Origin of the sequence: Enterococcus hermanniensis (assembly GCF_001885945.1) — a bacterium.
Classification (GTDB): domain Bacteria; phylum Bacillota; class Bacilli; order Lactobacillales; family Enterococcaceae; genus Enterococcus_A; species Enterococcus_A hermanniensis.
Map to the genome: position 1 here is coordinate 109,762 of NZ_JXKQ01000003.1, position 13,653 is coordinate 123,414.

General features: G+C 36.4%; 11 protein-coding genes. 2 read left to right on the plus strand and 9 right to left on the minus strand.

Features of this window, described 5'->3' with window-relative positions; all coding sequences use genetic code 11:
* Positions 1 to 158: 158 nt before the first annotated feature.
* On the plus strand, positions 159 to 1,910 hold the full coding sequence (locus tag RV04_RS04440) for a putative polysaccharide biosynthesis protein (protein ID WP_084405521.1): 1,752 nt from the start codon (positions 159 to 161) through the stop codon (positions 1,908 to 1,910).
* A 144-nt stretch (positions 1,911 to 2,054) separates the two neighbouring features.
* On the opposite strand, the gene RV04_RS04445 is transcribed toward RV04_RS04440, so the two are convergent.
* The 6 genes from RV04_RS04445 to serC form a co-directional block, all read right to left on the minus strand.
* Positions 2,055 to 2,513, minus strand: a complete 459-nt coding sequence (locus RV04_RS04445) for a hypothetical protein (RefSeq protein WP_071857266.1) — start codon at positions 2,511 to 2,513, stop codon at positions 2,055 to 2,057.
* 80 nt (positions 2,514 to 2,593) lie between these two features.
* Positions 2,594 to 3,751 (minus strand): trans-sulfuration enzyme family protein, encoded by a 1,158-nt coding sequence (locus RV04_RS04450; RefSeq protein ID WP_071857267.1) that lies wholly within the window; start codon positions 3,749 to 3,751, stop codon positions 2,594 to 2,596.
* Positions 3,752 to 3,866: 115 nt separating this feature from the next.
* Positions 3,867 to 4,967: an SLC13 family permease gene (locus RV04_RS04455; protein WP_071857268.1), complete on the minus strand. Its 1,101-nt coding sequence runs from the start codon at positions 4,965 to 4,967 to the stop codon at positions 3,867 to 3,869.
* Between the two features lie 84 nt (positions 4,968 to 5,051).
* Positions 5,052 to 6,278: a DUF1015 domain-containing protein gene (locus tag RV04_RS04460; protein WP_071857269.1), complete on the minus strand. Its 1,227-nt coding sequence runs from the start codon at positions 6,276 to 6,278 to the stop codon at positions 5,052 to 5,054.
* The gene (locus RV04_RS04465) at positions 6,278 to 7,462 is read right to left on the minus strand and encodes a phosphoglycerate dehydrogenase (protein ID WP_071857270.1); all 1,185 of its coding nucleotides are present in this window, start codon (positions 7,460 to 7,462) and stop codon (positions 6,278 to 6,280) included. Before RV04_RS04465 ends, RV04_RS04460 begins: the two co-directional genes overlap by 1 nt.
* A complete protein-coding gene (serC, locus tag RV04_RS04470; RefSeq protein ID WP_071857271.1) occupies positions 7,463 to 8,545 on the minus strand; it encodes a 3-phosphoserine/phosphohydroxythreonine transaminase in 1,083 nt (360 codons plus the stop codon).
* 258 nt (positions 8,546 to 8,803) lie between these two features.
* Here serC and RV04_RS04475 point away from each other — a divergent pair, with 258 nt between their 5' ends.
* Positions 8,804 to 9,103, plus strand: coding sequence for a DUF2316 family protein (locus RV04_RS04475; protein WP_071857272.1), 300 nt, complete (start codon positions 8,804 to 8,806; stop codon positions 9,101 to 9,103).
* 40 nt (positions 9,104 to 9,143) lie between these two features.
* On the opposite strand, the gene yjeM is transcribed toward RV04_RS04475, so the two are convergent.
* The 3 genes from yjeM to RV04_RS04490 all read right to left on the minus strand — a co-directional run bounded on the left by yjeM (position 9,144) and on the right by RV04_RS04490 (position 13,552).
* A complete protein-coding gene (gene yjeM / locus RV04_RS04480; RefSeq protein WP_071857273.1) occupies positions 9,144 to 10,631 on the minus strand; it encodes a glutamate/gamma-aminobutyrate family transporter YjeM in 1,488 nt (495 codons plus the stop codon).
* 571 nt (positions 10,632 to 11,202) lie between these two features.
* Positions 11,203 to 12,798 carry an ABC transporter gene (locus tag RV04_RS04485; protein ID WP_071857274.1) on the minus strand — a complete coding sequence of 532 codons (1,596 nt, stop codon included), beginning with the start codon at positions 12,796 to 12,798 and terminating at the stop codon, positions 11,203 to 11,205.
* Positions 12,791 to 13,552, minus strand: coding sequence for an ABC transporter ATP-binding protein (locus RV04_RS04490; protein ID WP_071857275.1), 762 nt, complete (start codon positions 13,550 to 13,552; stop codon positions 12,791 to 12,793). The genes RV04_RS04485 and RV04_RS04490 overlap by 8 nt, the downstream gene beginning before the upstream one ends.
* Between the last annotated feature and the right edge of the window lie 101 nt (positions 13,553 to 13,653).

Genomic DNA, 13,653 nt, shown 5'->3' on the forward strand with positions numbered 1-13,653 from the left:
TTAAATAAGGGCTTTTTTCATTTCGCTTATTCGTTAATGCTATAAATAAAATCACTTAGAGTATTCATTCGATTTTTTTAATAATTTACAGACAGGATTGTATCTTAACGGAATAACAGGTAAAATATGGAGGACACTTTTGTAGAAAGCTGGTTTATATGACTGAAAAAAATTTACATGAAACGGGAGCGCAAAATAGCTCTTCACGGATGGCCCGTTATCATACTGAGAAGGCTCCCGTCGCTAAAAATGAGCCCGAAGAAAAAGTAGCAATTGATACCGCTACTACTGCACCAAAAAAACAAGCAACTGCCCAAGAGAAAATGGTCCAAAGCACCGCTTGGCTGACTGTCGGAAATATCTTTTCTCGTCTTTTAGGAGCTGTATATGTCATCCCATGGTATATGTGGATGCAGCCTCATGGAGAAGCTGCCAATTATCTATATACTAAAGGCTATAATGTGTATGCATTATTCTTGATGATTTCAACTGCTGGTATCCCCGCAGCCGTTGCAAAACAAACTGCTCGCTACAATTCTATGAACGAATATGGATTAAGTAAAAAATTGCTCTTCTACACGTTACGCTTGATGACGATTGGTGGCATCGTCTGTGCTGGGATCATGTACCTAGGAGCACCTTTCTTAGCTCAAGGAAATGCAGATTTGATTCCAGTTATGCGATCACTAAGCGTTGTTTTATTGATTTTCCCTGCAATGAGCGTGATTCGTGGCTTCTTCCAAGGAAATAACAATATGAAACCTTATGCTATTTCGCAAATCATTGAACAAATAGCTCGCGTTTGTTATATGCTAGCTACAGCTTATATCATCATGCAAGTCCATCAAGGCAGCTACAAAACTGCCGTCGTTCAATCAACTTTTGCCGCGTTTATCGGAGTGGCTTTCGCAATGGCTGTTTTACTTGTTTCATTATTAAAAGAACGGGCGACATTCAGAGAACTAATCAAAGAGAGTAGCAATAAAATTAGTTTTTCTGGCCGTCAATTAGTCTTACAAATGATTGCCCAAGCAATTCCGTTTATCATCGTCGGTAGCGGAATCAGTATTTTCAAGCTAATCGATCAATATTCATTTGAATCGATCATGGGAATGGTTACAAATTATTCTGCCGCTAAAAATGCAGAGCTATTTGCTTTGATTTCTGCCAATCCAGATAAATTAACTATGGTCGTGATCGCCTTAGGAACTGCCATGGCAACTGCCGGACTTCCCTTGATCACAGAGCGTTTCACTAAAAAAGATCATATTGGATTAGCCAAATTAGTAACGAATAATATCCAATTATTATTCTTTGTAATGATGCCTGCGACGGTTGGGATGATTGTTCTTTCATATCCGTTGAATACATTGTTCTATCGTCCTAATTTACAAGGTGCTCACCTATTGGCTGCGTCTTGTATCGTTGGGATCATGATGGGATTATTTATGGTTTGTTCAACCATGCTTCAAGGTCTGGATGGAAATATGCAAGCTGTTTGGTTCTTAGGTGTTGGTATTTTAGTCAAAGTTTTGACTCAGTTCCCATTAATCTACATGTTCCGCTCATATGGCCCGTTGATTGCTACTTTTGTTGGACTGTTCGTTGCAAATATGTTTTTACTGGATCGCATCCATGTACTGACCGGATTCGCTTTTAGAGATACCTTGAAAACTATTGGCAAAATCACAATGATGGCACTAGCGATGGGCATCGTCGCATTGGTTGTGAAGTCTGCTTGTGAAGTTGTACTAAGTTCTGATTCTAAAATCCAATCGATGATCATTATTTTAATCGTTGCAGCTCTTGGTGGTTTGAGTTATATCGTCTTAGCTTTAAAAACGCGGTTAGCTGATAAATTAATTGGACCCAGAGTAGATGGTATTCGCCGTCGTTTACACATTAAATAAATTATTTTGACACGTATGGAAACTACGTGTCTTTTTTATCCAAAAAACCGTTTGAACAATGATGTTCAAACGGTTTTTTGGGGATACTCAAATAGACGGCTAATAATTGCTAAAATTCTGTAGCTGCTGCGTGATGCCTGAAAACTACCGGTTTTCTTTCAACAGATTCCGCCAAGTGATCATTGTCTTATTCACATGATTCAGTACTTCCAACTCTGTTTTTTTAGGATCTGTCGCTTCTGATTGGTAAAAATTTTCCAGTTTTTTATAATTATTTTGTAACTGGATTAAAATTTTTTGATTCTCTCTTTCCGCTACCAGTAAACTATCTGCTTCAGCTTTTAATTGTTGAACAACAAATGGGGTCGTTTCTTGAAAATAAACGTAGCCATATTTATTCAAATTGTTCTTATACGATTGCATTGTTTGAATCGAAGCTTCTATTATTGCAACAATATCGTTAGTTTTTTCTGGTACGGTAATTGCTTCAGTTCTTTCAGCTTTTTGTTGCTTTTTCTTGTTACTCCAGCGCCAGAAAAAAAATATAATCAAGCAAATAATAATAATTGCTAATAAAATTTTTGGGGCAATACTACTTCCCATCCACGTTCACTTCCTCTAAAAGATGTTTCTATTATACCGAAAAAAAAGTGCGTTGGGATAAAAATCCCAACGCTATTTATTTATTTTTCTATTTTTACGTCAATTTTTGCTAATGCTTGTCTCAAATCAGTCAATAAATCCGTTGTATCTTCGATGCCTACAGACAATCGTAGTAACCCTTCAGTCACACCTTGTTTCTCCCGTTCTTCTTTTGGTACACAAGCATGACTCATAGTCACAGGATAAGATAAGATGGATTCAACTCCACCTAGGCTAACCGCTGCAATCGGAATTTTTAAAGCCTCTGCAAAAGTAAAAACAGCTTCTTGATTGGCTAATTCAAAAGACAATACAGCACCACCAGACGATGCTTGCTGCTTTTGGATTTTATATCCGGGATGATTTTTTAAGCCAGGATAATTGACTTTTTTTACTGCGGGATGTTGTTCTAGCATTTGACTGATTTTTTCTGCGCTACGAACACTTTGTTCCATTCGTAACCCCATCGTTTTGAGTCCCCGCATCGTCAACCAGCAATCTTCGACACCTAAAATCCCACCCAATACTTTTTGTTGAAGATAAATCTGATCATGCCAAACCGGATTATTGGTGATGACTAGTCCTGCAACAACGTCACTATGCCCATTGATAAACTTTGTAGCACTATGGATCACAATATCTACCCCTAAATCTAAAGGTTTTTGGAATTGTGGGGTCATAAAGGTATTATCGATCATTGTGACTAGTCCGTGTGCTTTGGCGATCGAGACCACTCCAGCAATATCTGTCACTGACAGCAATGGATTGGATGGTGTCTCCAGGTAGATTCCTTTGGTATTTGGTTGGATCGCCTCTTCCCAAGCAGTCAGATTTGTTTCATCTACAAAGGTTACCTCAATTCCAAAACGTTGCATGACCTCATTGACTAATTGAAAAGTCCCACCATAAATACTTTTACACATCACTAAATGATCACCTTGACCAAAGCTCAATAAAACGGCTGAAATAGCGCTCATTCCTGAAGCAAACGCCGTCGCATATTTTCCATTCTCCATCGCAGCCACAGCCTCTTCTAAAGCCGTACGTGTCGGATTTCCGAAACGGGAATACGTATACGGTTGTCCTTCTCGAATCGTGGTTTGTTTAAATGTTGAGCATTGATAGATGGGAATCGATGATGCACCAGTGGTTTCATCAAAGGCGCGATAGCCGTGTATTAATTTAGTATTGTTTTCCATCAGAAATCCTCCTTTTAACTACACCTCAAGCTTATCATTTTTAAAAACGCTTTCATCATTTATAGAGAAATTCCCATAGAAAATTTAGTTAACTTTTAGTAAAAGCTAGCCAATTTTAATGGATTACAAAATAAAAAAGCCCCCCTAAAACCAGTAAGAGTGAAAAATTAACGCCGCTAAAGACTCCTAAAAATTTTCTTGTTTCATCTGGATAGTATTCCCGAAATAAATTATAACCGATCAAATTTGCCAACGAAGCAATCAAAGTACCTAAACCACCGATGTTCACTCCTAAAATCACGGCTTGTTGATCCGTCGTAAAAGGTGCAATCAAAAATGCGGCAGGTACATTTGAAATAACTTGGCTTAATCCCAAGCTGGCTAAATAAACGTTGCGTCCATCCAATGACTGTAAAGCATTTTTGATTGTAGCCATTTGCCCAATATTTCCAACGATGATGAAAAAGAAAACAAACGTCAGTAGCAAACCATAGTCGACACGAGCAAATAATTCTCGGCGATAAAATAAAATAATCATTGCAACCATTGCAACTGCCCATAAATATGAAAAAATATTCAAAACGACTAGGATCATTACGAGCATCAACAGTGCGAAGAGCAGCCCTGCTTTTCGATCTACCTGGTACTCTTTAAGCGTCATTTCTGTCAAAGGATCCTTCTCTATCAAAAAAGTAAGTATACCGAGCAACACAATACTCAATAATAAGACCGCCCCCATCCAAGATAAAAACTGTCCTAACGCCACATGATAAAAATCGTATAGATATAAGTTCTGAGGATTTCCAAAAGGAAAAAAGCTACTCCCTAAATTTGCGGCTACAATGATCAAAACTGCGCCTAAAAAGCGGCCCTTGAACTGTGGTAATAATTGTAAGATTTTCAAATAGATCGGTAATAGTGTTAAAATTGCTACATCATTGGTCAAAAACATGGATCCTATCAAAGATAAAGCAATCATTAATTGGACTAATTGACGACTGTCTTTTGAATAATGCAGTGATCTTTCAGCCACAAAGCGTAAAAAACCAATTTCTTCAAATCCTTGGATCAATAGCATCAAACCAAACAATGTCAAGATAACTTTAAAATCGATATCTTCAACAGAAAATCTCCCGATGATACAGCTAATAACAGCTAATAGAAATGAGAAACTCAACAATTTATTATTTTTAAAATAATTGACGCTATTTTTCATCGATTCTCCCCCCCATCTTTAGAATACCTTAGCCAACAAAAAATTTACAAAAAAAAGACTCTTAAATCCAGAGTCTTTTAATAGTTATTTTGTTTCTAAGTCATGTAAAAATAGGCCGCTCAATAATTTAGGCTCAAACCAAGTTGATTTTGGTGGCATGATTTTTTTCGCATCAGCCACTGTTAATAAATCCTTCATTTGAGTTGGATACATCGAAAAAGCTAATTGCCAGTCACCAGAGTCAACTAATTCTTCTAATTCCATTGTTCCACGAATCCCACCAACAAAATCAATTCGCTGGTCCGTTCGAATATCCTTAATATCAAAAATAGCTTCCAATATATATTTTTGTAATAAAGCAACATCTAATTTACCAACTGGATCCTTAGGGATTTTCTCGGGTTTGATTCTTAATGTATACCATGCTTGACCATCATATAGTTGGCAGTCACCCGCTTGACTTGGTTTCTTACGCTCTGTTTTTGTCACTATATAGTTTTCAGCCACACGTGAAAAGAAATCTTGCGGTACATCAACGTTAAGTACTCGATTATACTCCCAAATCGCTAGCTGGTCTTCTGGAAAAATAATCGCTAAAAATTTTTCTGTTTCACTATTTTGTTGACCATTTTTTCGTTTCTCTAAGCCAACTTTCACTGCTGATTCTGTTCGATGATGGCCATCAGCAATATACAATGTTTCAACTGCTGTAAATAAATCGCTGATTTTTTGAATTGCTGGCTGCTTATTAATCATCCATACGCGATGAGTTACTTCATGAAAACTAGCAAAGTCATAAATTGGTGCATGAGCGGTTTTCCATTCTTCAATGAATGCTTGAATATCGGCTTGCGGACGATAGCTCAAAAAAATTGGACTTGTATTAGCATCACACGTTCGGATGTGATTCATTCGATCGACTTCTTTTTCATGACGCGTAAATTCGTGCTTTTTTATTTTTTCTGCTAGATAATCTTGAATCGACGTACAGGTCACGAGCCCAGTTTGACTACGTCCATCCATCACTAACTCATATAAATAAAAGGCCGCTACTTCTTCTTTGACTAACCATCCTTTAGCTAAAAAATCCATTAAATTTTCAGCCGCTTTTTGATAGACTTGCGGATCGTAAGCAGAAAGCGTTGGCGATACATCAATCTCTGCTTTATCAATATGAAAATAACTATAAGGATTTCCTTGTGCGAGTTCTTGTGCTTCCTGTGAGTTCACGACATCGTAAGGCAAGGCAGCTACTTTATGAGCCAGTTTTTTATCCGGTCGAATAGCTTTAAATGGCGATACTTGGACCATTAAAATTCCCCTTCCTGTTGTTTGATCACACGTACACGAATAATTCCATCAAGTTGATTTAATTTTTCAATAATAGCAGAAATTTTCTTAGGATTTTTTTCAGAAATATCAACCAAAGTATAAGCATAGTCTTCTTTTCCTCGATTGACCATATTATCGATATTGACTTCCAGAGCCGCAATCTCAGAAGCGATCACCCCTAACATATTCGGAATATTTTGATTGATCACCGTGATCCGATAGGGCGATTCGAATGCCATTTCCACAGTAGGAAAATTGACTGAGCGTTTGATGATACCTGTCTCTAAAAATCGTTTTAAGCCACGTGCTGCCATTTTGGCACAATTCACTTCAGCTTCTGCCGTTGAGGCGCCTAAATGTGGTAAGACAGTAATTTTTTTATTATGAAGCAATTTTTCTTCCGCAAAATCGGTCGTAAATCCGGCAAGTTTATTTTTGTTGATTGCATTTAAAACAGCATCTGTATCAATGACTTCACCGCGGGCAAAGTTTAGTAATTGAGTGGTCGGCTTCATTTGTAATAGTTCTTTCTCACCAATCAAGTGATGTGTTTGATCATTCAGTGGTACATGCATCGTAATAAAATCACAGTGATTTAAAACCTCTTTTAAATCATTTGCTCGTCTTATTCTCCTAGAAATACTCCATGCCGTATCAACTGAAACATACGGATCATATCCAGTTACTTCCATCCCTAGCCGATACGCATCATTGGCGACCATTGCTCCGATAGCACCTAAACCAATGATCCCTAATTTTTTTCCTTCTAATTCTGTTCCAGCAAACTGAGCTTTTTTGGCTTCAGCTTGTTCATCTACATTTGGACCACTAAGTTGCTGAAGCCAGTTAATTCCTTTTACCATTGGTCGCACAGCTAATAGTAAGCTAGCAATTACTAACTCCTTAACTGCATTCGCATTTGCTCCGGGAGTATTAAAAACAACGATGCCCTTTTCAGTGCATTTTTTTACCGGAATATTATTTGTCCCCACTCTTGCTCGTGCTACAGCTAATACAGATGCTGGCAAATCAGACTCATGGAGCTTTTGGCTTCTTAAGATGATTCCATCTGGAGTTTCATTTTTATTGATTTGATAGCTTTTTTGATCAAATCGTTCTAATCCTTCAGGGGCAATAGTATTGAATGTTTTTATTTGGAACATTTACTTCCCTCCCTGTTCACTTTCAAATTTTTCCATAAATGTCACGAATGCTCTGACGCCCTCAAGTGGAAAGGCATTATACAAACTAGCTCGCATTCCGCCTACAGAGCGATGCCCTTTTAAGTTTTGAAATCCTTCAGCTAGGGCTGCTTGATTGAAAGCTTTATCTAATTCAACATTTCCTGTGACAAATGGGATATTGGTCAAAGAACGACTGTCAGACCGAACTGGACTTTTGAAAAGTTCAGATTTTTCTATAGCATCATATAAAATTTTAGCCTTTTCCTTGTTCTTCTCAAAAATACTTGGGATACCTCCTTGGTCTTTCAACCATTCAAAAACTAGCTTGGCCATATAAATACTATAAGTCGGTGGTGTATTGTACATTGAATTACTTTTAACCTGTAGAGCATAATCGAGCATCGGGGCAAAAATAGCTGTTTGATTTAATAAATCTTCACGAATAATTACGACTGTTAATCCTGCTGGACCAATATTTTTTTGTGCGCCTGCATAGATCAGGCCAAAATCAGTTACTTGATAATCATTAGCTAGAATATTTGATGACATATCAGCTACAACAGGAACTTTTCCAAAATTGGGGATCGTCGAATAGGCGGTCCCTTCGATCGTATTATTGGTTGTGATATGAACATAAGCCGCTGCTTGATCTACCGTTTGTGGCAATTCTGGAATGTAGTTATAACTTTTATCTTCACTTGAGGCAATAACCTCTACATCAAGTGTTGAAATTGCTTTTGCTACGCTGATCGCTTTTTTAGACCATGCGCCTGTATCTACATACAAAGCTTTTTTACCTTGAGCTAAGTTCAATGGCACCATACTAAATTGTAGACTGGCTCCACCCTGAAGAAATAATACTTTATAGTTATCAGGAATCTCCATTAATTCTCTTAATAAAGATTCTGCCGAGCAAATGATTTCATCAAATAAGGAGGACCGATGACTCAACTCCATGACCGACATGCCACTACCTCGGTAATTTAACAATTCGGACTGCGCAGTTTCTAATACTTTTTTGGGTAAGACTGCTGGACCAGCTGAGAAATTATAAATTGTCATATGCTTTCGCTCCTCCTTAAGATGTGATGCCAATTATAACAGATGTAAAAAAATGATAAAAGGTTAATTTAAAATTAATCTAAAAGCAATTAATTCAATAAAATTAACTTGTTTTAGAGAAATAAGCCAGGTTAGTACAATTTAATTTACTAGGATATACTTAAAATCACAACTATTTATTTGACAACTAAACTCGAATGAATTATTCTTCATATAGTTTAAATTACAACTATTTATTTTAAGAAAGAAGCGGATACCATGTCTTTAACTGCTCAACAAACATATAATACAAAAAAAGAATTTCAAGAAAATTTTGAACGTACAGGTCTGACTTTAGAACAAATAGCCAAAGATCTACATACTTCACCAGAAGTCATCGCGGATACTTTAGCATTAAACGTCTCACGGATTGAAGATCCTTGGGTGTTAAAAAATTATTTAGAAGCTGTTCTTCACGAAAAAAACATCACCGGTATTCCTTTTAGTGCACTAGTGGGTGATTATCATCATCATTGGTTTTTAAATAGCCACCGAATTGAAAAAAGAAAAATTGGTTAAAAAAAATCCTCAGCAATTCTCTGCTGAGGATTTTTTATTTTTATTCTGCTTTCGAACGACGAATATAGTTTTGGTAAAGAATAATACCAACAATCGTAAATCCAACTGGACCGGCAATCATCCATAATGTATCACGGACACCAGCGCCTTCAATGATTGGTTGGAAAATCGTAAAGACATTCGCACCTAAAACAAGTAAGAAGACAACGACACTAACCGCAATCGTTAATCCATGAGATTTATATACTTCAAATGGACGATCTAACCCTGGTTTTTGTTTAAATTTAGGGAAAGCATAGATCAAGAATAAGTATGGCAATGTCATTGATACATTCGCCATCAAAGTCAAGATATTATAGAAAGCTGATGGATCAGGTGTTCCAAATGATGCAATTAAGATAATCGCCACAACGATCAAACATTGTGCCCACATTGCATAACTAGGCATACCATTTTCATTCAATTCCGTAAATTTCTTAGGCCATAATTTTTTAGGTGTTCCCATAATCATTGTCTTTAATGGTGAATAAGTCAATGTGAAGAACGCACCACTATAGGCTAAAAACATTCCTAAACCGGTGTAACGAGCAAACCAGTTCCCCATGCTGATAGCGGCCGAATGACTAAGACCGATAGCATTACCGAACTCTACTCCTAAGTTATTCATCATAACATATGAGATATTTCCTAAGTTCGTTGTATCACCTGATAAAACATCTTGCCAGTTTGTACTTACACCCCAAAGGAAGATCCCTAGTGCGTATCCTACAGAAATGATCAAGGCAGAGAAAACAACCGCTTTAGGGAACGTTTTTTCTGGATTACGTGTTTTATCGACCATCCCACCTACAGCTTCTAATCCACCATAAGCGAAAATAGCAAATACAGCAAAACCTAATAAACCAATTGGACTTTGGTAGCTAGGATTTGGAGAGTGTAAAATGTGATCAAATGGTTGAGCTAAATGTCCACCATTAGCGACCAAGATAATTCCTGAAATCACGATCAACACAACATTTAAACTCGTTACAGCAAGTCCACCTAGACTAGTAATTTTAACAATCCCTTTAACCCCTTTGATAGAGACTAAAGTAACAATTACCATCCAGACACAGGCTAAGATCCCAACCATTTGTGTTGAGTTTAAACCAAACATGTGTAATTTTTGAGTTTGGTCACTTCCAGCAAACGCTGTAGTAAAAGGAATCCAAACCTTAGATGATGTAGATACCATCCAGACAACATAAGAAGCAAACCACATAAATGTTCCGATAAATGCGAAACGTGGTCCTACGCTGACTTCTAACCATTTATACATCCCACTATTTTCACCTTTGATGGTTGACCCAAACTCTGCCATCATCAAAGCAAAAGGAATGAAAAATAGAATTGCGGCTACGACATAAAAGACGATTGAGCCATACCCCATCAAGTAAAAGGCTACCGGTCCATTGGCAAACCCGAATACTGAGGTAAAGATCATCATGATCAGAGCGCCAAGCGTCATGCCTTTTTCTGCTTTGGACATTGAAACCACTCCTATTCAATTAATTTAGGGGTTGTTTTTTTTAGTTTATTCGATCTGTATAACTAGTTATTAATTAAACAATAATATCTCAAACAAAGTAAAACCCCAACTATAACTTTACAATGAAAAAATACAGTTTGCAAGTTGTCATTATTTTATAAATATTCTGAAAAAACTCTTCTTAATAGAGTTGTTCATCGTTTATCCTATCAAAATAAAAGATTAAAAAATAACGCTTACAACCAGTGCCAGGCCGTGGTTTCAATTCGTTTAAAAATAAAATTTACTAAAAACAGTTCTAAAAAGCTGTTATATCAAATGCTATTATTAATCGTTCCAATAAAATATTTCTATTTGGACAATCTTATTTAACAATAAAAATTAAAAAAAGACAGCCCTATTGACTATCTTTTAAGATTATTAACGTTAAAATTTCTTTAAACATCTTACTAATGTATTCATTTGATTTAAGACTCTAAAAAAATTTGTTTTTTTTTAGCAAAATACCATTTATTTACCACTCTATTTAAATTATAGAAATTCTAAATCTTAATTAAGTAATCATAATTACTTAGTAGTTGAATCTTTTCCAAAAGTTATTATGATTGATCCAGACCCAAGCACCTGACATAATTAGAAGCCATAATAATACACTGCCATTTAAGATAAACGCATTTAAGTCTAAACTAATAGCAAAAGCATACAATGAAATAAGGATCACTCCAACAAAAATGACCGCCATCAGCCATACAACCAATCCAAAGTTTCCTCCCCCTCGAGTAAACAGCTGATTCACATTGGTCCATGTGACGTTCAACAAACGATAATCCCGAGCGAAAAAGTATAAAGCGAGTAAATACGTCCCAAATAGTACACCGATTGAAAACGACATAATCAAGATTATTGGTAAATGAATGATGACAGCGATGGCAAGACCAATAATTCCTGAAATGCCCATCTGCAACATACAACCAATCCAAAATTTTTGCTTCAGATAACGATGCATTGATAATGGTAACGATTGGATAAATGAAAAATTTTCACGATCTAGTGATATGAGGTTACTAACAAATGATGTTTGATTCATCATCACACTAGCAAAAACGATGCCTGTTAAAAATAAAACACCAAAATATCGATTCGAAAGCGCCTGTAAGTCTATAACCTTGGTAGACATTATCGTGGCAACCATCACAATTGGCATGATCAAAGACGAAGTCAATACTTGCATGATCAAGGAAGGATTTTTTATCAATTGAAAATTGTAATTGGTTAATTGTTTTGTTAAAGATTGATTGCTTTTATATTTTCTTGTTATTGCAAAATCTCGTGCCCCTTCATCACTGAATTGTTCATATAAACTAGGGATCACAAATCCTTTGAGTAGTACCAATAAAATAACAGTTACCAGGAAAATACCTAAAAGCATCAACAAACCTTCGACAGAAACTAACTGATGCATCACTTGATAAAAAGGTAAAAACAAACTGATTGGATGCCGGTCTTGTTGGACACTTTCATAGGTACTTGAATTTTGGGTAAAATTGATTGCTAGAATCCCACCGACAGATATAAGCATTGAAAAGCCTAACATCAGACTAGTAAATAATTTTTTATGCCGACGAAATGATTTCGTTCTTGTTAAACCAAAAACAATCAAGCTGCACAGACTAAATAATAAAAAGAAAAAAATCAAAAATAGGACGATTGCTAAAAACAGAGCTAAGGGAATCGGTACACCACTTTTAAAGGCTGTTAAAAAGAATAAAACGAGTAATGGCAATAAAAACGGAACAATCGTCAGCCCAACAGCCAAAAACTTAGCCATAAACACATAGCTTTGTTTAATCGGTAAGGGTAAATAATCTACTAAATCTTTGCTCTCGAAAAAAACATTAAAAATAGCAGATAATGATTGCGAAAAACCAATCAAAGAGAACAAGGCCATATAATAAGTAAAGTAGCCAGGTAGTTTCCCGAAATCAATCATTAGCATCGTCAATCCATAAACGATGACAAAAATAATTCCTGACATCACATATTGCCTCAGAATACTCTGAATGACTTTCTTACCCACATGTCCCTTTTTACGAACTTGATTAGTGGCCGATGGATTTACGTATAACATATTGATCGCAATCAGTTTTTTGATGATCGCATTATTCATTATCTAGCCCCATTTCCAACTCTTCTATCAATTCCCCATCTGATTGTCGGCCAGTCATTTGTAAATAGATACTTTCTAAAGACTCTTTGGGATGAGCATCGAGCAAATCAACTACAGATCCGTTATAAAGCAATTCTCCTTGCTTCAAAATAGCTAAATCATCACACAATTGCTGGGCGCTATCTAATACATGAGTTGAAAAAATGACTGTTTTTCCTTTTTCAGCATGACGTCGGATCATTTTCTTCAAATCAAATGCCGCTTGCGGATCTAACCCTTGCAATGGCTCATCCAAAATCCAAATATCCGGATCAGGTAATAACGCTCCAATAATAATGGTTTTTTGTCGCATTCCGTGAGAAAAACTTTCGATCGTTTCATTTTCATGACCAACCAGATCAAATAGTTCGATCAATTCTTTACGTCTCTTATCATTGTCCTGAAGCTCATACGCTGCAGATATTAAATCCCAATACTCATTGGCTGTTAGTTGTAAGAAAATATCTGGCGAATCAGGCACATAGGCAATTTTCTGTTTAATGGCTAAGCGGTTCTCTTTTAAATTCTTACCATCAAAAAAGATTTCTCCGCTAGTAGGTTCTAAGATACTTACCAAACTTTTGATCGTCGTTGATTTTCCAGCCCCATTATGCCCCAAAAAACCAAAAATCTTACCTGCTTCAATCGTTAAATTTAAATTATTTAACGCCTTTTTAGCTCCATACGACTTCGTTACCCCAACTAATTCAATCATGTTTACTCACTCCTTTTTTCTACTATACGAGAAAAGACGATACCTGACAATCCTCACTCTAATTAAGGACTTGACGGTCAAGCTGCAGAGACTTTTTTAAA

Excerpts from the sequence above, each read along its gene's own strand:
- RV04_RS04455 (WP_071857268.1), bottom strand. The coding sequence starts at position 4,967 with ATGAAAAATAGCGTCAATTATTTTAAAAATAATAAATTGTTGAGTTTC.
- RV04_RS04485 (WP_071857274.1), bottom strand. The coding sequence starts at position 12,798 with ATGAATAATGCGATCATCAAAAAACTGATTGCGATCAATATGTTATAC.
- RV04_RS04450 (WP_071857267.1), bottom strand. The coding sequence starts at position 3,751 with ATGGAAAACAATACTAAATTAATACACGGCTATCGCGCCTTTGATGAA.
- RV04_RS04465 (WP_071857270.1), bottom strand. The coding sequence starts at position 7,462 with ATGTTCCAAATAAAAACATTCAATACTATTGCCCCTGAAGGATTAGAA.
- RV04_RS04440 (WP_084405521.1), top strand. The coding sequence starts at position 159 with ATGACTGAAAAAAATTTACATGAAACGGGAGCGCAAAATAGCTCTTCA.
- RV04_RS04475 (WP_071857272.1), top strand. The coding sequence starts at position 8,804 with ATGTCTTTAACTGCTCAACAAACATATAATACAAAAAAAGAATTTCAA.
- serC (WP_071857271.1), bottom strand. The coding sequence starts at position 8,545 with ATGACAATTTATAATTTCTCAGCTGGTCCAGCAGTCTTACCCAAAAAA.
- RV04_RS04490 (WP_071857275.1), bottom strand. The coding sequence starts at position 13,552 with ATGATTGAATTAGTTGGGGTAACGAAGTCGTATGGAGCTAAAAAGGCG.
- RV04_RS04445 (WP_071857266.1), bottom strand. The coding sequence starts at position 2,513 with ATGGGAAGTAGTATTGCCCCAAAAATTTTATTAGCAATTATTATTATT.
- yjeM (WP_071857273.1), bottom strand. The coding sequence starts at position 10,631 with ATGTCCAAAGCAGAAAAAGGCATGACGCTTGGCGCTCTGATCATGATG.
- RV04_RS04460 (WP_071857269.1), bottom strand. The coding sequence starts at position 6,278 with ATGGTCCAAGTATCGCCATTTAAAGCTATTCGACCGGATAAAAAACTG.